General features: G+C 66.2%; 21 protein-coding genes. 11 read left to right on the plus strand and 10 right to left on the minus strand.

The features are described from left to right. Window positions 1-97 precede the first annotated feature (97 nt). Both ACXAJT_RS25085 and cobS read right to left on the minus strand, forming a co-directional pair. The gene (locus ACXAJT_RS25085; RefSeq protein ID WP_475240965.1) at window positions 98-793 is read right to left on the minus strand and encodes an aspartate/glutamate racemase family protein; all 696 of its coding nucleotides are present in this window, start codon (window positions 791-793) and stop codon (window positions 98-100) included. Window positions 794-936: 143 nt separating this feature from the next. Beyond that, window positions 937-1,923 carry a cobaltochelatase subunit CobS gene (gene cobS, locus ACXAJT_RS25090; RefSeq protein ID WP_475240967.1) on the minus strand — a complete coding sequence of 329 codons (987 nt, stop codon included), beginning with the start codon at window positions 1,921-1,923 and terminating at the stop codon, window positions 937-939. A 234-nt stretch (window positions 1,924-2,157) separates the two neighbouring features. Between cobS and ACXAJT_RS25095 the strand changes: the two genes are divergently transcribed. From ACXAJT_RS25095 to msrB, 4 genes are all read left to right on the plus strand, one after another. After that, window positions 2,158-2,661 (plus strand): sigma-70 family RNA polymerase sigma factor, encoded by a 504-nt coding sequence (locus ACXAJT_RS25095; protein ID WP_475241089.1) that lies wholly within the window; start codon window positions 2,158-2,160, stop codon window positions 2,659-2,661. Continuing rightward, complete coding sequence (locus ACXAJT_RS25100; RefSeq protein ID WP_475240969.1) at window positions 2,658-3,359, plus strand: anti-sigma factor; 702 nt, start codon at window positions 2,658-2,660, stop codon at window positions 3,357-3,359. Before ACXAJT_RS25095 ends, ACXAJT_RS25100 begins: the two co-directional genes overlap by 4 nt. A 123-nt stretch (window positions 3,360-3,482) precedes the next feature. Further along, the gene (locus ACXAJT_RS25105; protein ID WP_475240973.1) at window positions 3,483-4,034 is read left to right on the plus strand and encodes a fasciclin domain-containing protein; all 552 of its coding nucleotides are present in this window, start codon (window positions 3,483-3,485) and stop codon (window positions 4,032-4,034) included. 191 nt (window positions 4,035-4,225) lie between these two features. After that, window positions 4,226-4,687 (plus strand): peptide-methionine (R)-S-oxide reductase MsrB, encoded by a 462-nt coding sequence (msrB, locus tag ACXAJT_RS25110; protein ID WP_475240977.1) that lies wholly within the window; start codon window positions 4,226-4,228, stop codon window positions 4,685-4,687. 298 nt (window positions 4,688-4,985) lie between these two features. Here the strand turns inward: msrB and ACXAJT_RS25115 are convergent, their stop codons facing one another. Then, window positions 4,986-5,612: a DnaJ domain-containing protein gene (locus ACXAJT_RS25115; RefSeq protein ID WP_475240982.1), complete on the minus strand. Its 627-nt coding sequence runs from the start codon at window positions 5,610-5,612 to the stop codon at window positions 4,986-4,988. Between the two features lie 72 nt (window positions 5,613-5,684). Between ACXAJT_RS25115 and ACXAJT_RS25120 the strand changes: the two genes are divergently transcribed. Next, window positions 5,685-5,942: a BolA family protein gene (locus tag ACXAJT_RS25120; protein ID WP_475240984.1), complete on the plus strand. Its 258-nt coding sequence runs from the start codon at window positions 5,685-5,687 to the stop codon at window positions 5,940-5,942. Window positions 5,943-6,174: 232 nt separating this feature from the next. Here the strand turns inward: ACXAJT_RS25120 and ACXAJT_RS25125 are convergent, their stop codons facing one another. Next, window positions 6,175-6,504, minus strand: a complete 330-nt coding sequence (locus ACXAJT_RS25125; RefSeq protein WP_475240986.1) for a DUF4177 domain-containing protein — start codon at window positions 6,502-6,504, stop codon at window positions 6,175-6,177. 103 nt (window positions 6,505-6,607) lie between these two features. Continuing rightward, complete coding sequence (locus ACXAJT_RS25130; protein ID WP_475240988.1) at window positions 6,608-7,774, minus strand: benzoate/H(+) symporter BenE family transporter; 1,167 nt, start codon at window positions 7,772-7,774, stop codon at window positions 6,608-6,610. A 197-nt stretch (window positions 7,775-7,971) separates the two neighbouring features. On the opposite strand from ACXAJT_RS25130, the gene ACXAJT_RS25135 reads away from it, so the two are divergent. Then, window positions 7,972-8,238: a DUF6525 family protein gene (locus ACXAJT_RS25135; RefSeq protein ID WP_475240992.1), complete on the plus strand. Its 267-nt coding sequence runs from the start codon at window positions 7,972-7,974 to the stop codon at window positions 8,236-8,238. An 88-nt stretch (window positions 8,239-8,326) separates the two neighbouring features. Here ACXAJT_RS25135 and ACXAJT_RS25140 read toward each other — a convergent pair whose 3' ends face one another. Continuing rightward, the gene (locus ACXAJT_RS25140) at window positions 8,327-8,896 is read right to left on the minus strand and encodes a carboxymuconolactone decarboxylase family protein (RefSeq protein ID WP_475240996.1); all 570 of its coding nucleotides are present in this window, start codon (window positions 8,894-8,896) and stop codon (window positions 8,327-8,329) included. A 126-nt stretch (window positions 8,897-9,022) separates the two neighbouring features. Between ACXAJT_RS25140 and ACXAJT_RS25145 the strand changes: the two genes are divergently transcribed. The 3 genes from ACXAJT_RS25145 (at window position 9,023) to ACXAJT_RS25155 (ending at window position 12,316) form a co-directional block, all read left to right on the plus strand. After that, window positions 9,023-9,619: a TetR/AcrR family transcriptional regulator gene (locus ACXAJT_RS25145; protein WP_475240998.1), complete on the plus strand. Its 597-nt coding sequence runs from the start codon at window positions 9,023-9,025 to the stop codon at window positions 9,617-9,619. 119 nt (window positions 9,620-9,738) lie between these two features. Next, window positions 9,739-11,352, plus strand: a complete 1,614-nt coding sequence (locus ACXAJT_RS25150; RefSeq protein WP_475241000.1) for an OpgD/OpgG family glucan biosynthesis protein — start codon at window positions 9,739-9,741, stop codon at window positions 11,350-11,352. 76 nt (window positions 11,353-11,428) lie between these two features. Next, window positions 11,429-12,316, plus strand: a complete 888-nt coding sequence (locus ACXAJT_RS25155) for a serine hydrolase domain-containing protein (protein WP_475241002.1) — start codon at window positions 11,429-11,431, stop codon at window positions 12,314-12,316. A gap of 114 nt (window positions 12,317-12,430) precedes the next feature. On the opposite strand, the gene gatB is transcribed toward ACXAJT_RS25155, so the two are convergent. Together gatB and ACXAJT_RS25165 are read right to left on the minus strand one after the other, a co-directional pair. Further along, complete coding sequence (gene gatB / locus ACXAJT_RS25160) at window positions 12,431-13,945, minus strand: Asp-tRNA(Asn)/Glu-tRNA(Gln) amidotransferase subunit GatB (RefSeq protein WP_475241006.1); 1,515 nt, start codon at window positions 13,943-13,945, stop codon at window positions 12,431-12,433. Then, window positions 13,933-15,330, minus strand: coding sequence for a hypothetical protein (locus ACXAJT_RS25165; RefSeq protein ID WP_475241010.1), 1,398 nt, complete (start codon window positions 15,328-15,330; stop codon window positions 13,933-13,935). The genes gatB and ACXAJT_RS25165 overlap by 13 nt, the downstream gene beginning before the upstream one ends. A gap of 181 nt (window positions 15,331-15,511) precedes the next feature. On the opposite strand from ACXAJT_RS25165, the gene ACXAJT_RS25170 reads away from it, so the two are divergent. Then, window positions 15,512-16,408, plus strand: a complete 897-nt coding sequence (locus tag ACXAJT_RS25170) for a lytic transglycosylase domain-containing protein (protein ID WP_475241012.1) — start codon at window positions 15,512-15,514, stop codon at window positions 16,406-16,408. 202 nt (window positions 16,409-16,610) lie between these two features. Continuing rightward, on the plus strand, window positions 16,611-17,045 hold the full coding sequence (locus ACXAJT_RS25175; RefSeq protein ID WP_475241014.1) for a c-type cytochrome: 435 nt from the start codon (window positions 16,611-16,613) through the stop codon (window positions 17,043-17,045). 76 nt (window positions 17,046-17,121) lie between these two features. Here the strand turns inward: ACXAJT_RS25175 and ACXAJT_RS25180 are convergent, their stop codons facing one another. Both ACXAJT_RS25180 and pepN read right to left on the minus strand, forming a co-directional pair. Further along, window positions 17,122-17,862 (minus strand): SDR family oxidoreductase, encoded by a 741-nt coding sequence (locus ACXAJT_RS25180; RefSeq protein WP_475241018.1) that lies wholly within the window; start codon window positions 17,860-17,862, stop codon window positions 17,122-17,124. After that, window positions 17,859-20,408, minus strand: a complete 2,550-nt coding sequence (gene pepN / locus ACXAJT_RS25185) for an aminopeptidase N (protein ID WP_475241021.1) — start codon at window positions 20,406-20,408, stop codon at window positions 17,859-17,861. The genes ACXAJT_RS25180 and pepN overlap by 4 nt, the downstream gene beginning before the upstream one ends. Window positions 20,409-20,544 lie beyond the last annotated feature (136 nt).

A 20,544-nucleotide genomic window follows, 5' to 3' on the forward strand; every position in this document is an offset into this window, starting at 1 on the left:
GCGCAGCGCGCGGCGGCCTCGCCTGCGGCCTGCGCGCCGGTGGTGGGCTGGGCGAGCGCGGGCGCGGCGCCCAGCAGCATGAACACAAGGGTGTATTTCATAGCGATGCCCTCCCGGTGGCCAGCCGTGCCAGCACATCGACATGCACGTCGAGCGCGTCGATCACCCTGTAGCCCGGATCGTCGGTGCCGTCGAAGGCGAGCCCCAGATCGGTGCCCGCCAGCACGATGGCGTCGGCCCCGTGCGCGTCGACCATGCGGCGCCCGGCGTCAAAGAAGACCCGCCTGTCGGCGTCACTGCAGTGCCCGGCGACCGCCATGTCCTGATAGCGCTGGCCGAGGTCCTCTGTGTCGTCGTCGAGTGCCACCGCTTCGGTGCGGGTCAGCTGGCCGTAAAGCCGCGTGCGCATGACCACGCGAGTGCCCAACAGGCCGACGCGGCGCAGCCCTTCGGCGGCAAAATATGCATCGAGTGGCGCCACAGCCGAGACCAGAGGCAGCGGCGAGAGCGCCGCGGTCTCGTCAAAGCAGAAGTGCCCGCCCAGCGAGGTGATCGCGGCGCAATCGCAGCCTGCATCCGCCAACCGCCGCAGCAGCCGCGCATAGCTTTGTGCCTGCGCGTCGCGGTCGTCGGCGAGGTTGTTGCGGATCAGTTCTTGAACGTCGGCATGCACGATGGTCAGCTCCAGCGGCGCGTCCATCGCCGCCACGGCGGCGGTCAGCCGCTGGTAGTAGACCAGCGTCGCAGCGACGCCAATGCCGCCGATCAGCCCTATGTGCAGGGGTTTCGACATTCGCTCCTCCCTTAATCGGCAGGGGCGCGAACCGATGATGATCCGCGCCCCGTGGCCTTCGTCTAGATAGAAATATCCCGGGGGAGTCCGCGGTCAGCGGACGGGGGCAGCGCCCCCGACGCCCGGGACCGTGCCGCGCGTGGTTACGCCAGCGACAGCGAGGCCGCGCTTTCCGGCAGTTCCTCGTCAAAGCAGCGCTGGTAGAACTCGGCCACGGTCTGACGCTCAAGCTCGTCGCATTTGTTGAGGAACGACAGGCGGAAGGCGTAGCCGACGTCGCGGAAGATCTCCGAGTTGGCGGCCCATGCGATCACCGTCCGCGGCGACATCACGGTCGACAGCTCGCCGTTCATGAAGGCGCGGCGGGTGAAGTCCGCGACGGTGACCATCTGGCGGATGGTCTTGCGGCCCTTCTCGTTGTTGTAATGCGGCGCCTTGCTCAGCACGATGTTCACCTCGGCGTCGATGCTGAGGTAGTTCAGCGTCGCCACAAGGCTCCAGCGGTCCATCTGGCCTTGGTTGATCTGCTGGGTGCCGTGATAGAGCCCGGTGGTATCGCCAAGGCCGACGGTGTTGGCAGTGGCGAAGATGCGGAAGTATTTGTGCGGCGTGATCACCTGGTTCTGGTCCAGAAGGGTGAGCTTGCCGTCAGCTTCCAGCACGCGCTGGATCACGAACATCACATCGGCGCGGCCCGCGTCGTATTCGTCAAAGACGATGGCGGTGGGGTTGCGCAGGGCCCAGGGCAGGATGCCTTCTTGGAACTGCGTCACCTGCTTGCCGTCCACCAGCTTGATCGCGTCCTTGCCGATCAGGTCGATGCGCGAGATGTGGCTGTCGAGGTTGACGCGCACGCAGGGCCAGTTGAGGCGGGCGGCGACCTGCTCGATATGGGTTGACTTGCCGGTGCCGTGGTAGCCCTGGATCATCACGCGCCGGTTGTTGCGGAAGCCCGCGAGGATCGCCAGCGTGGTATCGGGGTCGAACTTGTAGGTGCTGTCGACGTCGGGAACGCGGTCGCTGTTCTCGGGGAAGCCGTGCACCACCATGTCCGTGTCGATGCCGAACACCTCGCGGACCGAAATTTCCTCGGTGGGTTTCGCATTGATGTCGATCGTGCCATCCGCCATGGTTCTGCCCTTGTCCGGTCGTTAAGAAAACTTGCGCACCGTCGTGCCCCATATCGGTGCCAAGGGCAAGGGGGCGGCGCGGGCTTTGCGGGTCGCCATGAAAAAGCCCCGCGATAGTGTTTGCGTGAGCGGCATATCGGGCATTAGGCTGCCCTCAACAGGCAAAGCAGGCAGGCACGGTTCTTGGCGAGTTCACCGCATCCCGACATCGAGGATCTGATTGCGCGCGTCGCGATGGGCGATCGGGCGGCCTTTGCCGCGCTCTACGAGCGTACCTCGGCGAAACTCTTCGGCGTGAGCCTGCGTGTCTTGCAGGACAGGGCGCAAGCCGAAGAGGCGCTGCAGGACACCTATGTGAAGATCTGGACACATGCCGGCAAGTACCGGGTCAATGGCTATTCCCCGATGACCTGGCTGATCACGCTGGCGCGCAATGCCGCCGTGGACCGGCGCCGCCGTCGCGATGTCGGCAAGCCGGTAGAGCCGATGGAGCTTGACGAGCGGCTTGCGGATCCGGGGCCGGGCCCGGCGCAACAGGCCGAGGCGCGGGGCGAGGCGCAGGCGTTGGCGCTATGCATGGAAGAGCTTCCGCCCGACCGGGCCGAAATGGTGCGTCGCGCCTATCTCGAAGGGGCGACCTATGCCGAGCTATCCGCCGCCACCGGGGTGAAGCTCAATACCGTAAGAACATGGCTGCGCCGCAGCCTGTTGAGCCTGAGGGAGTGCCTGAGCCGATGACCGGGCCACAGCAGCCAGATCTGCCGGGGGGCAACGAAGCCTCTGCGGCGGAGTATGTTCTCGGGCTTCTGCCCGAGGACGAGCTGCGCGCGTTCGAAGGGCAGTTGGCGCAGGACCGCGATCTGCAGCAGGACGTGGCCACATGGCGCGAGTATTTCGCCGCGCTCACCGATCCGATCACCGAAGAGACGCCGCGGGCCGAGGTCTTTCGTCTTATCGAGGCGCGGCTCTATGGGGCTGCGGCGCCGGCCCGGCGCGGACTTTTGCGGCAGCTGATGCCCTATCTTCTGGGGGCTGTGGCGGCGGGCGCGATTGCGTGGGCGGCGATGGTCTCTGGACTGCTGACCATAGGCGAGCCGGAGCCGCATCTCTATGCGGATCTTGTCGCGGGCGAACAGGGGCTGCAACTGCTGGCGCATTACGCGCCGGACAGCGGCACCTTCATGGTGCGCCGCGACGCGGGGGATTATCCGGCGGACCGCAGCCTAGAGGTCTGGCTGCTGTCGGATGCAGAGCAGGCGCCGGTGTCGATCGGGCTTGTCGACCGCGAGGGCCTGACGGAGATCCCGCTTGATGCGGATTTCGCGGCGCAGCTCGGCGGGGCCACCATCGCGCTCTCTGAAGAGCCGGCTGGCGGCTCGCCCACGGGCCAGCCCACGGGCCCGGTGATCGCTCTGGGGCAACTCGCCGCGCGGTGAGCGCCAACCGAACGGCGGGGCCTCACGCCGACGTTATCCGATTTCTCGAAACTTTCGCGCGCCGGGCTGCGTGGCTTCCGATAACCCCGCCGGACGAGCGGTGGGGAAGGAGGAGGATAAGAGATGACAATCAAGACCCTTGCTGCCGCGCTTCTGGCCCTGCCGATGGCGATGCCAGCCTTTGCCGCAGACAACCCGATGGTCGGCGGTGCCGCGATGTACCCCGACAAGACCATCGTTGAGAACGCGGTGAACTCTGCCGACCATGAAACCTTGGTGGCCGCGGTGAAACAGGCCGGACTCGTCGAGACGCTGAGTTCGCAAGGGCCGTTCACCGTTTTCGCGCCCACCGATGCCGCCTTCGACAAGATCTCGGACGAGAGCCTGTCGCAGTTGATGATGGACCAGCACAAGGACCAGCTGGCGCAGATCCTGACCTGCCATGTGGTCGCCACCAACGCCATGTCCGACGCCATCGCCGGGATGATCGCCGATGATGGCGGCATGCATCCGGTGCCCACGGTCGGCGGCTGCACGCTGCAGGCGAAGATGGAGGGCGGCACGATCACCCTCACCGATGAACAGGGGCGCAGCGCCAATGTCACCATCGCCGACGTGCGCCAGTCGAACGGCGTCATCCATGTCATCGACCGGGTGCTTCTGCCGGCGATGTAAGCGAATCCCGTCCGGTCGCCAGCCCCACCGCGTCTGCGGGGCGGCTGGACGGGTCAGCGTCACCGCGGAGCGGAATTGTGTGAGTGTCTCCGTTGTTCCGTATCCGTCTCCCCGGCGGCGCGCTGCTCCCGGCTTGACCTTGGTTGGGCCGGGGGCACATGTTTTAGGGCAGGAGGAAAAGGAGGAAAGCCATGCGACGCAGGGGATTTCTGGCCGCGCTCGCCGCGGCGTTCGGCTCCGGTCAGGCCGCGCGTGCAGCCGCCGGGTTCGAGGTGTCGCGCAGCCCGGAGGCGTGGCGCGCCCGGCTCAGCGAGGCCGAGTACCGCGTGATGCGCGAGATGGGCACAGAGCGCGCCTACAGCTCGCCGCTGAACGACGAGAAACGCGCCGGCACCTATCAGTGCAAGGGCTGCGATCTGCCGCTCTACAGATCTGAGACCAAATTCGACAGCGGCACTGGCTGGCCCAGCTTCTACGAGGCGCTGCCCGGCGCCATCGGCACCAAGCCCGATCGCTCGCTTTTCATGTCTCGCACCGAGTGCCACTGCAGCCGGTGCGGCTCGCATATGGGGCATGTGTTTGACGATGGCCCACCGCCGACGGGCAAACGCCACTGCATCAATGGCATTGCACTGCGGTTCGTCGCAAGCTGACTGAAGAATAGAGGAGTGGGCCTGCACGACCGGGGGAGGGGCATGCAGGCCCTGTGGTGGTACGTGTGTGCCCACGACAGGGAGCTCGGGCCACAGCTGTGCCAGCGTCTAAATTCCGCTGACAAAGCGAAGGTGGCACAACCCTAAGAGTTGTGTCAAACGAAATACACCAATAAGTTGTCAATTCCCGCTGCCCGGGCCGGATGCCTTGTCTTCGTGGTGGAAAACCGCGCAGCCTGAAAAAGCAAACGCCCCTCGAAGCCGGCTTCGAGAGGCGTTTGACAAAAGCCAGCCGCGCTTACTTGAAGTTGCGGCTTTCCTTGATCTGATCCCACGCCCAGACCACTTCCTGCAGCTGCTCTTCCTGAGAGCGGTCGCCGCCGTTCATGTCGGGGTGCAGCACCTTGATCAGCTTCTTGTACGCCTTGCGCACTTCGGCCTTGGTCTCGGCCTTTTCGACCTCGAGGATTTCCAGCGCGCGCTTCTCGGTGGGGGGCAGACGGCGACCACCGCCCGGTGCCTTGCGGCCGGGGTTGCGGGTCGCGTTGTCGCCCAGAACCTGATGCGCGTCCTCGATCCCCAGCCGGGCCCAGGCCCGCTGCTCGGGATCGCGGTAATCCTTGGTCTTGCGCTCCCACACCTTGTCGGAGCTTTGCTGGGCGTTCATCTCGGCTTCGGTCTTGCCGTCGAAGAACGACCATTTCTGGTTGTACTCGCGCACGTGGTCCTTGCAGAACCAATAGAATTCGTCGAGCACATCCGGTGCCTTTGGAGCGCGGAACTTGCCCGGCTCCTGACAGCCCTCGTGTTCACACACGCGGGTAGAGGTTTCCTGTTCACCAGTCATGCTCCGCCGGCCGCGCGGATTCTTCTTCTTGGCCGACTTGATCGACATGTCGAAACCGAAGGGGTCGGGTCTGCTCATGGTCTCACCTTTTCGACTCGGACGAGGGAGTTTAGACAATCCTGACCGAACTTGAAGAGGCAGGAGCCAAAAATGTCGCGAGCGAATGAGATCGAAACCCGGCTGCGCGAGGCGTTCGACCCGGCCGAACTTGAGGTGCTGGACGAGAGCCAGAAACACATCGGTCACGCCGGCTATCAGGAGGGCGGCGAGAGCCATTTTCACGTGCGCATGCGGGCCGAGGGGCTTGGCGGAATGACGCGCATCCAGCGCCACCGCGCGGTGCACACGGCCCTTGGCGCTGATCTGGTCGGGCAAATTCACGCGCTGTCGCTCGACCTGCAGGGCTGAGGGTCGAGGGGGGTGGTCCCGGGCAAGGCCGCCCGCAAGGTGAGGTGCGCGGGATGAGCCCGGACACTCTGGATCGGGATGCGGAAGGTTACGTGGCGACAATTCTATAGGCCGATTTTACCCCGTGTCCCGCAAGCCCTCGGCCATCGTCTCTAGGGCAGATTTCTATGCGCGCCGTTCGAGTTGTGTTTGGCGGTCGTTTGATCTGCAGCCCATGGCCACTTTGTCGGGCCTATGGGTCTGACGTTTGGGCCGGGTCGGGCGTTTCCGGCGGCGTCAGCGCCGTGACCGTAGGCTCGTGTTTGAACGTGGCGGGACTCTCGCTGGCCGGAACAGGGCGGCGGAAGACGAGCACCGTGCGCCAGACGGTCTGGCTCGAGGTCAGGCCGCTGCGCTCTTCGCTGGGCAGCGTGTCGGCGCGAAGATACTCCCAGCCCTGCGCCGCCAACTCGTTGAGGAGGCGGTCCATTGCCGCCGCGAATTTCGCTTCGGCGCCTTTGATCGCCTTGGCCTTCTCGCCCTTGGTCGGCGCAGGGATCACCTTGTATTCGTGGGTTTTCATCGCGGCAGGATCCCTTCTGAAGAGTGTTAGTCAAGGGGTAAGGCCCGGGCGCAGGCAAGTAAAGCCGCGTCAGGTCGGGCCGACGCCGGACGTCGCAGCCGGCTCAGCCGCGCTTGGGCAGGCGCACAGCCAGAACGATGCCGCCGAGAACCAGCCCCCAGACCGCGGCACCAAGGCCCCAGAGGGTGATCCCCGAGGCGGTGACGAGGAAGGTGACCGCTGCCGCCTCGCGGCTGTCCTCGGCCTGCAGCGCGCCTTGCGCCGACGCGGCAAAGACCGGCAGCAGCGCGACCCCGGCCAGCACCTGAAGTGTCATCGCAGGCGCGAGGGCGGCGACAGCGGTCACCGCCACTGCAAAGAGCCCGAAGATCGCGTAGAACACGCCGCCCATCACCGCAGACCAGTACCGCCGGGCGGGGTCGGGGTGGCTGTCGGCGTTCGAGCACATGCTGGCGGTGATCGCCGCAAGGCAGGTGGCCGGGTTGCCCAAGGGGGCGGTGAGCAGCGAAATGCCTCCGACACCGGCCAGCAGCGGTCCCGGCGGCGGCGTGTAGCCAAAGCTGCGCAGCACGGCGACGGCGGGGATGTTCTGCGTTGCCATGGTGACGATGAAAAGCGGCAGGCCAAGGCCCAGCACCGCTTCGAGCGAAAACACCGGCGTCACCCAGACCGGGTGGCTCAGCCACGGCCCGCTCATCGGCAGCGCGAAATCATGCGCCCAGAGCGTCACCCCAAGCGCCGCGGCCACGGCGGCGGGCACGGCCAGAATGCGCTTGATCCGTCCCACCAAGAACCAACTCAGCAGGATCGGCAGCGCCACCTCGGGGGCGTCGACCAGCGCCCGGAACGGCGCCATGCACAGCCCTGCCAGAACCCCCGCCAGCATCGCCTGCGCCAGCGCCGTTGGCACTGATGTGACCAGACGCGCCAGTGCGGGCCAAAGCCCGGCGAGCGTGATGAGCCCGCCCGCGACGATGAAGGCGGCAACCGCGCCGGGGAACCCGTCTGCCAAGGGCTGCGACGCAGCCAGAAGAGCGACGGCGGGGGTCGACCACGCGCACGACACGGGCTCGCGCCGCCACCACGCAAGCACGATGCCAGCGATCGCCATGGAGATCGCCGCCGCGGCCAGCCCGGCACCGGCCTGATCGGGTGTCGCGCCCACGGCCGACAGCCCTTGCAGCACGATGGGGAAGGAACTGAACACGCCAACGATCGCCACCATTGCCCCGGTTGTCACGTTCTGCAGGTCGGGTCCGGGTCGGCGCATGGGAGGGTCCTTACGTTGGGGCGTCATTCGCCCATAGGCAGAGCAACCGGGAAGTGCAAGCGGGAGCGGCTTGCGTTTTCCCGCCAAGCAGCGCTATGAGATGTTATAACGTAATAACCCAGGAGGCCCGAGATGATCCTTTCCTTGCAAGCAGATGTCCCGGTTTCCCTGCGCTGTTTGTCTGAGGAGGCATGGTCATGAGGCCGGGGCGCGCGGCAAATCTCGGAGCGCCGGCACGCCGGCGGCGCGAGGGGGATCCGATGTCGGCCTTCGACCGGTTGCCGGCCGAGTTGCGCGCATGGCTGAGCACGGCGGCGCTGCCGTGGTCACCGCGCTCGGCGTTGCGGGCGTGGCGCAAGGCGCTGCGCGACACCGGCTGTGCAGAGGCGGCGGCGGCCCGGCTCAGCACCATCGAGGCCGGGCAGTTGGCACGGCAGGCGCCGCGGGTCTGGGGCGTGTCCTAGATCGCAGATAGTCAGCACGTCCCGTCGAGTTCTCGCAAGATGACCGGGCGCGTCGTACCGGCGCGCCCGGAGATCACGGCAGCCGACTTCAGGCCGCGGCGTCCTTGCTTTTCTCCCAAGCGAACTTCTGCATCACCGCATCCACCGGCGTTTCGGCCAGATGGTTGGTGTAGTTCGACATCACCTTCTGCGCCACGCCAAGGATCACCTCGAGGATCTGCTGCCGGGTGAAGCCGGCGTCGAGGAATGCCTCCACCTGCTCGGCGCTCAGATCGCCGCGTTGACGCACGACCTGCAACGTGAAGGTCCGCAGCGCTTCGAGCCGCGCGTTGGGCAGCGGCGTTTCGTTGCGCAGCGCCTCTGTGATCTTGTCGTCCACCTTCATCATCTTGGCGATGCCGGTGTGCGCGGGCACGCAGTAATGGCATGCGTGTTCGACGTTGATGGCCTGCCAGACCACTGTGATCTCGTCCTTGTCGAAGCTGGTGGCCTCGGCAAAGAGCTTGTGAAGATGCTTGTAGCCGTCGAGCAGGGCCGGCGCTTCGGCCATCACCGCATGCAGGCCCGGCACGCGGCCAAAGCTGTTTTTGGAATCCTCGAGCAGGGGGCGACTGGCCTCGGGGGCGCTGTCGAGCGTGTGAAGCGTGAAGTCGGTCATTGGGTCGGTCTCCGATTCTTGAGTGATTGCTCAAATTCACACCGCAGAGGTAGCTTTACCTGAACGATCACTCAAGATATATTTTGAGCAATCACTCAAATGAGCGGAAAGGAGCGCGCCCGCGGCATGGCAAGACAGGCACGGCACGATCGGCAGCAGGTGCTGGAGAAGGCGCTCGCCCTGTTCTGGGCGAAGGGGTATCACGCCACATCGCTGAAGGACCTCGAGGCGGCGCTCGACATGCGGCCGGGCTCGATCTATGCCGCCTTCGGCTCGAAGGAGGCGCTGTTCGCCGAGGCGCTGCGGCTCTACGCCGAAACCTCCAAGGCGCAGTTTCACGAGATGATCGGTCGCGGTCCGACACCGCTCGGCGCGCTGGCAAGCCACGTGCGCAGCCTTGGCTGCAGCGAGGCGCGGCAGGCACCCTCGCGCGCCTGCATGCTGGTCAAGACCCTGCTTGAAACGCCAGACGACGATCCGGGGCTGCGCGCGCAAACCGAGGACCTGATGCGGCGGATGGAGGCGGCCTTTGCCGAGGTCTACCGCGACGCGCAGCGGCGTGGCGACCTTGGCGCCGACGCCGATCCCGACCGTCTTGCGAGCCGCCTTCAAGCGGAGATTTTCGGCCTGCGCGCCTATGCGCAGCGCACCGACTCGCAGGCGCGGGTGGCGCAACTGGCCGAGGATATCGCGAAGGATATCGAGGCACTGGCAACGGGCTGACCTTCAGGCGGGCCGGGGCCGTGATCGGCGAAGCCTTGCCCATCTTGACGCCGGGGAATTGCTGCCGCGCAGAAACGTGCCACATAGCGATCACAGACATGCAGTTTCCGGAGCCTCCTATGTCCGCTGACACTCTCGATCGCCGCGCCTTCCTGACCTCCGCTCTTGGTGCAGGCGCATTCTGCCTGTTGCCGGAACTGGCCCGCGCCCAAAGTGGCGCCATTGCCTCGGGCATCGCGCTCGGCCCGCCCGAGAGTTTTTCCTTCGACGGTCTGAAGGAACTGGCGGGCAACCTCGCGAAAGAGAGCTTCACGCCGATGGCGGTGCCCGATCGCGAGATCCTGCAAGAGATCGACTACGATGCCCATGGCGCGATCCGCTTCCGCAAGGACAAGGCGCTCTGGGCCGATCAGGGGGATGCGCAGCCGGTCCGGTTCTTCTTTCCCGGGCGCTATTTCCCCGAGCCGGTGCATGTGTACGCGCTGGAAAACGGCACCGCGCGCGAGGTGCCGTTCTCGCGCGATCTGTTCGAGATCCCGGTGGGCAACCCGGCCAACCGACTGGAAAAGACCGAAGGGTTCGCTGGATTTGCGGTGCAGGATCCCGAAGAGCGGCTCGACTGGATGGCCTTCCTTGGTGCCTCCTACTGGCGCACGGCGGGCTATTCGGGGCAGTTCGGCCTGTCGGTGCGCGGGCTGGCGATGGACACCGCGATCCCCGATGGCCCCGAGGAGTTCCCGCGCTTCACCCGCTTCTGGCTGGAGCAGGGAGAGGGCGGCGCATTGACCACCCACGCCCTGCTCGAAAGCCCGCGGGCGACGGGGGCGTATCGCATCGCCTCGCACCGCGACAACGGGGTAATCCAAGACATCTCCGCCGAGATCTTCCTGCGCGGCGATGTCGAACGGCTGGGGCTGGCGCCGCTGACGTCGATGTATTGGTACGGCAAGCCCGACCGCCACATCGCCGCCGACTGGCGCCCCGAAGTGCACGACAGCGATGGGCTGGAAATTCACACCGGCAACGGCGAGCGCATCTGGCGGCCCTTGGGCAATCCGCCGCGGGTGATGGCCAACAGCTTCGCCACCACCGATCCAGAGGGCTTTGGCCTGATGCAGCGCGAGCGTGATTTTGCGCAGTATCAGGATGATGGCGTATTCTACGAGCGCCGCGCCTCGGCGTGGGTGGCACCCAAGGGCGGATGGGGCGAGGGGGCAGTGACGCTGATTGAACTGCCCACCGACGACGAGATCCACGACAATATCGTCGCTTTCTGGACGCCCTCCGAAGCAGCGGTGGCGGGGGGCTCGTTCAACGTCGAGTATCAGCTGACGTGGCTTGAGGATTGCCCGGTGCCACCGCGCAGCGCGCGGTTCCGCGCCGTGCGCATTGGCCGCGGCGGCATCCCCGGCCAGCCACGTCCGGCGGACACGGTAAAGATCGTCTGCGATTTCGAGCCCATGGGCATGGATGGCATCGAGCGCGGACCCGAAACCCTGCCGGTGGTCAGTGCCTCGCGCGGCGAGATCTCGGGCGAGGCGGCCTATCAGGTGGTCGACGCCGAGAACTGGCGCGCGATGTTCGATTTGGATTTCTCGGCGCTGGCAGAGGACGACGACGAGCCCATCGATCTGCGGGTCTATGTCGCGCACGCGGGCGAAGCGAAGACCGAGACGATGATCCTGCAACTCTTCCCCAGCCAGTTGCGGGCGCTGCTCGACGCCACCGGCTGACCCGGGTGCGACGTTAGGGAGAAGTTGCGGCGCGCGGCGTCTGGTCTAGGTTTCTCTGCGAGAGGAGGACCAAACGATGGATGCGTTTTGGATCACCGAGCAGGGCTCCGAAGGGGCGGGGCAGCCGGATCGTCTGTTTCCCTATTGGAGCTTCACCAAGACCGTTCTGGCCATCTGCGCGCTGCGGCTGACCGAGGATGGCGAGCTTGATCTGGATGCGCGGGTCGCGGATGCACCCTGCACCTTGCGGCAGCTTCTGGATCACAGCGGCGGTCTGCCTGATTACGGCCCGCTTCCGGCCTATCGTCACGCGGTTGCGGCGGATGAAGAGCCTTGGCCCGTCGAGACTTTGTTTCGTCGGACCATGGCGCAGGGCGTGCGGTTCCCGCCCGGACAGGGCTGGGCGTACTCCAACCTTGGTTACATGCTGGCGCGGCAGCACATTGAGGAGGCCGCCGGGCAGGGCTTCGGCGCGCTGTTTCGCGATGTGATCGCCGCGCCGCTTGGCCTGCGGCGCTGCACGCTGGCCGAAAACCGCGAAGATTTTGCGCAGGTGCACTGGCCCGCCGCGCGCGGCTATCATCCGGGCTGGGTGTATCATGGTTGCCTGATCGGCCCGGCGGATGCGGCGGCTGTGATCCTGCACGCCCTGTTCGATGGGCGGCTGCTGTCCGACCCCAGCCTTGCGCAGATGCTGCACCGGCACGATCTGGGCGGCGCTCTTGAGGGCAGGCCCTGGACGCGCTGCGGCTATGGACTTGGGGTGATGAGCGGCGAGCTTGGTCCAGCGGGGCGGGCCATTGGGCATTCGGGCGCGGGGCCGTTCAGCGTCAACGCGGTGTATCACTTTCCAGACCTGCCGCGGCCGGTGACGGTGGCCTGTTTCACCGATGGCCGCGATGAGGGCGTGGCCGAGGTTGAAGCCAAGCGCATCGCGCTGCGCGAAGGCGGCAAAGACGCCTGACGTGCCAGCGTGCCGGGCGCTCGGGCGTAGGCGCGCTGCGACCAGCATAGGGTGGTGGATAGAAAAAGGCCGCCCGGATCGGGCGGCCTTTGTTTTCTTTGCCGTGCGGTGCGCTCAGAGGCCCAGCTTGGCCGCGACTATCTCGTTGACCGCCTTGGGGTTGGCCTTGCCGCCGGTGGCTTTCATCACCTGACCGACGAACCAGCCCGCCAGCTTGGGATTCTGCTTGGCCTTTTCGACCTGCGCCGGGTTGGCCGCGATCACCTCGTCCACAGCGGTTTCGATCGCGCCGGTGTCGGTGACCTGCTTGAGGCCCTTTTCCTCGACGATCTGCGCCGGGTCGCCGCCTTCGGTGTAGACGATCTCGAAGACGTCCTTGCCGATCTTGCCCGAGATGTCGCCCTTCTTGATCAGCGCGATGATCCCCGCCAGCTGCGCCGGAGACACCGGGCTTTCGGTGATGTCGTGGCCCTCTTTCTTGAGGCGGCCGAAAAGCTCGTTGATCACCCAGTTGGCGGCCAGCTTGCCGTCGTTGCAGGCGGTGACCACCTCTTCGAAATAGGCCGAGTTCACCACTTCGGCGGTCAGCACGCCGGCGTCGTATTCCGACAGGCCGAACTCTTTGACGAAGCGCGTCTTCTTCTCGTCCGGCAGTTCCGGAAGCGAGGCGGCGATGTCGTCCACCCAGCCTTGTTCGATTTCCAGCGGCAGCAGGTCGGGGTCGGGGAAGTAGCGGTAGTCGTGCGCCTCTTCCTTCGAACGCATGGAGCGCGTTTCGCCCTTGTCGGGATCGTAAAGCCGGGTCTCCTGATCCACCGAGCCGCCGTTTTCGAGGATGGCGATCTGGCGCCGCGCCTCGTAGTCGATGGCCTGCTGGATGAAGCGCATGGAGTTCATGTTCTTGATCTCGCAGCGCGTGCCGAGGTGGCTGAAGTCCTGCGTTTCCTGATACTTCTCGTATTGGCCGGGGCGGCAGACCGAGACGTTCACATCGGCCCGCAGGTTGCCGTTCTGCATGTTGCCGTCGCAGGTGCCCAGATAGCGCAAAATCTGGCGCAGCTTGACCACATAGGCCGCCGCTTCCTCGGGGCCGCGGATGTCGGGGCGGCTGACGATCTCCATCAGCGCCACGCCGGTGCGGTTGAGGTCGACGAAAGACATCGACGGGTCCATGTCGTGGATCGATTTGCCGGCGTCCTGCTCGACGTGGATGCGTTCGATGCGCACCTTGCGGGCGATGCCCGGCTCCATGTCGACGATCACTTCGCCTTCGCCCACCAGCGGATGGTACAATTGCGAAATCTGATAGCCTTGCGGCAGGTCGGGGTAGAAGTAGTTCTTGCGGTCGAAGGCGGATTTCAGATTGATCTCGGCCTTCAGTCCCAGCCCGGTGCGCACAGCCTGTTCAATGCAGTACTCGTTGATCACCGGCAGCATGCCGGGCATCGCCGCGTCCACGAAGGACACGTTCGAGTTGGGTTCGGCGCCGAACTGGGTGGAGGCGCCGGAGAACAGCTTTGCCTCGGTGGAAATCTGGGCGTGAATCTCCATCCCGATCACCAGCTCCCAATCGTGTTTGGCGCCGGCAATGACCTTGGGTTTGGGGGGCTCGAAGCTCAGGTCAAGCATGGGGGGTCCTCGTCTCTCAGGTTGCGACGGGGATACGCCAGAGCGGGACAGGGGGCAAGGGTGCAGGCGCCGCCCGGGGCAGGCTTCAGGCGGATCCCGGATTCGGTGAAGATCACGCTGCGTCCGCGCGCCACGTCAGCGGCGAAATGTTCGGCCAGAGCCGAGCGGGCGCGGCTGGTTCCGATCTGTGCGGCGACGCCGGGATCGGGGCATCCGGGCAGGGGGCGGGCGGCGGCCCAGACCTCAGGATGAATCTCGCGCAGGTGGTCTTGAACGATCCAGTCGAAACAGCCGGTGATGCGCGCACGTGCCGAGCCGGGCGCCGCGGCTTTGGCGAGGACAAGACCGCAATAGGCGGCGAGCTTATTGGCCATGTGTTGACCCGGTTGTTGCTCCGGTTGTTGACCAGGTTTCTGGCTAGGCCGTGCCTGCATGATGTCGTGCAGCCCTGCGACGAAATATTCGGCATCCACATGCGCAAATCCGCCGGGCTGGCGTGCCAGCACATCCCACCACATCCAAGCGTAGGCGCCGCTGCCCCAATGGTCGGCGGTCAGCATCGCCATGCGCCGCGCCGCCCGGTCGAGCGCGGGCCATGTGCCGAACCGCGCGGGGGAGAGATCGACGCCGTAGGCGCGCAGATGCGGTGGGCAGGCGGGCTCGGCAGCGATAAGCGCTTCGTAGTCCGCAGCAAGTCGCACCGGGGTCGAGGGCAGAAGCTCCACCACCTTGCAGCGCGCCGCCGCCAGCGCCGCAGACCCGAGCGAAGGGGCATCGTGCGGGCGCAACGCCATCAGCGCGGCCTCCAGATGATCCAGCGCGGCGGCACGACGCAACGGGGCCGGATCGGCGGTGCATTCCGTGCCGCGCCAGAGTGCCGCGACCTCGATATGCGCGCTGGCCAGTAGCAGCGCCCGCCATGGCGCGTGCACGGTTGGTCCGAGGGCAGCGGCCCAATCAAGCAGGATGCGGCGGGTGGCCTCGGCATCGCCGCGCGCCGCGGACCTGCGCGCACAGGCGAGCCGGTCGGTCGCGGCACCTTCGCACAGCAGGCGCGCCACGGGCATGCCGCCGAGGGTGCGCGCGCGGCCGAGGTCGGCCTCGCGCAGCATGTCTGTCAACGCATCCCAACGCTCCTGACGGGCGAGGCGGCTGGCCTTTTGTCGGTACGCCTCGCGCGCGTGGGTTTCCGGCGCGGGGCTGCGCAGCGGCACCTCGATCGTCGGCGCAGCGGTTTTGCGCGCGGCGCAAGGCGGCGCGGCGTCGGGCTGCAAACCACCTGCCAGCCTGCCGAGACGGGCAAGCAAAGGTGCGCGCGTGGGCGCGGAGTTTGGCAGAGAGTGCGGCTGCGGAGCGGGCTGATCCTTGGGCATGGTGGTCATCATGCGGCGAGATTCGGGCGCAGCGGCGGCGTGCTTCCGCTCATGGAATGGCGAATTGTTCGACGTTTAGCCAGCGCTACCACCCTGCTGTGGGCAAAAATCCATCGAAGATTCAAACGGTTCCTCGGTTAATCGGCGATCCGTCGCGCATCGGGCGCCCGTGGGCTTGTCGGAAATGTCCGGGATGGGCAAGTTTCGCCGCATGCTGAACCGTTTCATTCCAGCCCTCGCGGCGCTCATGATCGTGCCATCGGTTGCATCGGTGGCTCAGGCCAACACCGGTCCCGCGCAGGCGGCGCTCGCCGTCGCGGAGCCGACGATGCCCCGGGTCTCGCCGCATGCGATGCCCGACGCTCCGGAGTCGCTGCAGGCGGTCTCCGTTTCGCCGCGTCCTCTGGCGCGCCGCGTGACAATCCCAAAGGCGCGCTGGGGCACCTCGGGCGGGCGCAGCACGTGGTCGCTGGCGGTGCTGTCGTCGCTGCGCGGCCCGGCCAACGCGCTGACCGACGTGGTGCCGGCGGATATCGACACGTGGTGCCCGGCCTATGAAAGCGGATCGCGCGAGCAGCGCGAGGCGTTCTGGCTCGGCCTCGTCTCGTCGCTGGTGAAGCACGAGAGCACGTTCCGCCCGACCGCTGTGGGTGGCGGCGGCAAATGGATCGGCCTGATGCAAATCCTGCCCTCGACAGCGCGGCTTTACGGCTGTCAGGCGACCAGCGTCTCGGCGCTGAAGAACCCGCGTGCCAACCTGTCGTGCGGCCTGCGGATCATGGCCCGCACCGTGGCGCGCGATGGCGTGGTCAGCCACAACATGCGCGGCGTCGCTGCCGACTGGGGCCCGTTTCATTCGCGCAAAAAGCGCGAGGACATGATCGCTTGGACGCGGTCGCAGGCATATTGCACCGGCATGGGCCGCTCGCTGCGCCCGGTCGAACGCCCGGTGAGCTTGCTGCCCGGGATCATGGCGGCGAACGAGCCCGGTCCGGCGACCAGCCCGCTGGAACATTCGCGCTCGCTGGATGCGAGCTACGCCCATGCGTTTTTCTCGACGCAGGGACGTTTGATTGACGGCAAAGACTGATCTGCTGAAGATCGCTTCAAGGTGCAAACGGGCGGGGCCGGAAATGGTTCCGCCCGTTTTGCGTTTGGGCCTTGCGGCCGTGCAGGGGCTCCTCAGGGCCTCCCGAAATTGACCGCGCGCAACGGGCGCATGCCACCGAGCGGGTATCCTTCGGCCCACCCTGTGTGACAGGGCAAGAGGAGGAAACCCCATGTGCAACTCCATGTGTAAATCCATCTTGATGGCGGGCGCGGCCTGCGCCAGCCTGACCATTGGCGCCGGTCCGGGGCTGAGTGCGGACATGAGCCTTGGCGAGTTCGAATATATGAACAGCTGCGCGGCCTGCCACGGTGCCAAAGGTCAAGGTGACGGCCCGATTGCAACCTTTCTGGACACGCAGACTTTGCCCGTGCTGACGATGCTGCAAAAGAACAATGACGGCGTCTTCCCGGTGCAGCGGGTTTACGAGGTCATAGAAGGCAGCGAGGACGTAAGCATCCACGGCGCGCGCGACATGCCTGTGTGGGGCCAGCGCTACCGGGCACGGGTGAACGACTCCGGCGAGGATTACGATTTCGGTCCAGCCCAGACGGAAGCCTACGTGCGGACCCGCATTCTGGCGTTGATCGAGTATCTCTCGACCATTCAGGAGGAATGACGCGCGGGGCGACGCCGCGACCGCGCTGTGCAGGTGTCACCGGCGGCATATCTCTGCCGCCGGCGTATCTGGCAGATCAGCGCCCGCCGCCCACGTCCAGCAGCGTGCGGGTGACATAGCCAGCGCGGTCCGACAGCAACCATAGTATGCTCTCGGCGACCTCGTCGGCGGTGCCCGCGCGGCCCAGCGGCGGCGTGTGGCCGATGCGTGTCAGCCGGTCCGGCTCGCCACCCTTGGCGTGGATCTCGGTCTCGATCAGGCCGGGCCGCACGGCGTTGACCCGGATGTTCTCGGGGGCCAGTTCATCTGCAAGGCCAAGCGTGAACGTGTCGATCGCGCCCTTGCTGGCGGCATAGTCCATATACTGCCGGGCCGATCCCAGACGCGCCGCCACAGAGCTGACGTTGACGATGCCGCCGCCGGCATGGGCGCGCATGTAAGAGACCGCCTGCCGCGCCACCTCGATGGCGCCTAGGACATTTACTTCGAACACCCGGCGCACCCGCTCTGGCGTGAGATCGGCAAGCGCGCCGGTGGGCGCGACGATCCCGGCGTTGTTGACCAGATCAAGCGGTCCCGGCGCCAGCGCGGTCAGCTCGGCAAAGAGCTGCGCCACCTGCGCGTGGTCCGAGACATCGGCGCCCACCACATGCGCCTCGGCACCCTGCGCGCGGACCTCTTCGGCGACGCGCTCGGCGCCGGCCTTGTCGCGGCCATAGTGGACGACGACACGCTCCCAGCCGCGCGCCGGGGCGAGGCGGCAGGTTGCCGCCCCGATGCCAGCGCTGCCGCCGGTGACCAGCAGCAGCCGGCTCATGAAAGCAGCCGCGTGACCATTTCGGTCACGTCCCGTGACAGGCCCGGTTTGGCGGCGATGCGTTCCAGCTGCGCTTTCATCAGGCCGCGGCGCGTCTCGTCATAGCGCTTCCATGTCTGGAAGGCCGAGCACATGCGTGCCGTGGTCTGCGGGTTCTTCTCGTCGAGCTTGATCAGCCAATCGGCCAGCAGCTGGTAGCCCGCGCCGTCGATCCGGTGGAACCCCGCGTGGTTCATTGCCAGCGCGCCCATCACTGCGCGGAAGCGGTTGGGGTTCTTCATGTCGAAGTCCGGATCCTCGGTCAGCGCCTTGGCGCGGTCGGCGGTTTCCGACGGGCCGGAGGCCGCGACCTGCAGGCCGAACCACTTGTCCATCACCAGCCGGTCGCCGTTCCACTGGGCGCGGAACTTCGCCAGCGCGTCCTCGCCCGCACCGGCCTGCACCAGACACGCCAGCGCCGAAAGTTGCAGCGTCATGTTGTCGGCGCTGTCGAACTGCGCTTTGGCCGCCTCGCCGCCGTCGAGCCGGCTGGTCAGCGCCAGAACGGCGGAGCCAAGCGCGCGCTTGCCGGACTGTTCGGCGTCGGGTTGGTAGGGGGCGGTGACCTTGGCCTCTTCGGCAAGCTGCGGCAGCAGCGCCGACCAGCGCTCGGCGCGGGTCTTCTTCAGCGTCTCGGTGGCGGTCCAGATCGCATCGGGATCGGGGGTCACGCCGCGCTGGTGCAGCACCTGCGCCAGTTCCGATTGCGTCGGCAGCCCCAGCATCAGCGCGCGATAGGCCGGGTCGAGCGCGCTGTCGCGGATCACCGCCTCCAGCCCGTCGAGCCATGCGGTGTCGGGCTCTGCGCCCTCGGTGATCATCGCCACGAGGCATTCGCGTGCCAGATCACGGCTCGCTTCCCAGCGGTTGAACGTGTCGGTGTCATGCGCCAGCAGGAAGGCGCGCTCGTCCTTCGAGGTTTCGCGCTCCAGCACCACAGGCGCCGAGAATCCGCGCAGGATCGAGGGCACCGGCTTGGCCGACAGCCCTTCGAAGGTGAAGCTCTGCTCGGCCTCGGTCAGTTCCAGCACCTTGGTCGGCACCACCTCGTCGCCATTCGGCGACAGCAGGCCGACCGCCACCGGGATCACCTGCGGCGCCTTGTCGGGCTGGCCGGGGGTGGGGGGCGTGTGCTGCTTGAGGGTCAGCGTGTAGGTGCCATCTTCGAAGGCCTCGGAGACAGCCACATGCGGCGTCCCGGCCTGCGAATACCACCGCTTGAACTGCGTCAGATCGCGCCCGGTGGCATCTTCAAAGACCTTCAGCCAGTCCTCGATGGTGGCGGCATCCCCGTCGTGCCGCTCGAAGTAGAGATCGAGCGCCTTGGCATAGGCATCGTCCCCGACCAGCGTCTTGAGCATGCCGATCACCTCGGCGCCTTTCTCGTAGACGGTGGCGGTGTAGAAGTTGTTGATCTCCTGAAAGCTCTCGGGGCGCACGGGGTGCGAAAGCGGGCCCTGATCCTCGGGGAACTGGCGACCGCGCAGGTCGATCACGTCGGAGATGCGTTTCACCTCTTCGCTGCGCATGTCGGAGGTGAACTGCGCATCGCGGAACACCGTCAGCCCTTCTTTCAGGCACAGCTGGAACCAGTCGCGGCAGGTGATGCGGTTGCCGGTCCAGTTGTGGAAATACTCATGCGCGATGATCGCCTCGATGCGCTCGAAGTTGGCGTCGGTCGAGGTTTCGGGCGAGGCGAGCACGGCGGAGGAGTTGAAGATGTTCAGCCCCTTGTTCTCCATCGCGCCCATGTTGAAATCATCGACCGCGACGATGTTGAAGATGTCGAGGTCGTACTCGCGACCATAGACCTCCTCGTCCCATTTCATCGACTTTTTCAGCGCTTCCATGCCGAAGGCGCATTTGCCCTCGTCGCCGGGGCGCACCCAGAGGTTCAATTCGACCTCGCGGCCGGACATGGTGGTGAAGCTGCCGGGGTGGTTGACCAGATCGCCCGCCACCAGCGCAAAGAGGTACGCGGGTTTGGGCCACGGGTCGTGCCACTCGGCCCAGCCTTCTCCCTTGCCCTGCGGGTTGCCGTTCGACAGTTTGACCGTCTCGTCGCCCTCGACGCGCACGGTGAACACCGACATCACGTCGGGGCGGTCGGGGTAGAAGGTGATCTTGCGGAAGCCCTCGGCCTCGCATTGCGTGCAATACATGCCGTTCGACATGTAGAGCCCTTCGAGCGCGAAGTTCTCCACTGGCGCGATCTCGACCTCGGACTCCCAAGTGAAGGCGCCCTCGGGCACGGCGCAGGTGAGGCCGGTGTCGGTGATCTCGGGGGTGACCGGCGCACCGTCGATGGCGAAGGAGATCGGTTTGAGCTGCTCACCGTGCAGGAAGAACTCTTGCTTCGGCGCGTCGGGGTTGGGGGCAAAGCGGATGCGCGAGCGGACGCGGGTGGCCTTGGGCGCAAGCACGAAGGTCAGATGCACCTCTTCGGCGGTCCAGCCGAAGGGGGTGTAGTCCTTGAGGTAGATGGTCTGGGGGCTTGCGTCCTTCATGGGCGTCTCCTGGCCTTTGGGGTGGAGGGCTGTCGCGGTTATGGAACCGGCGCTTTGGCCGGACGTTATGCCCATGAGAGAGGCGCGGCAACCGCCCGCCTCGCGGAAAGTCCGGATGGCACACCGGATTGATCCC

The sequence above is a fragment of the Salipiger sp. ABF4_146 genome (assembly GCF_056161345.1).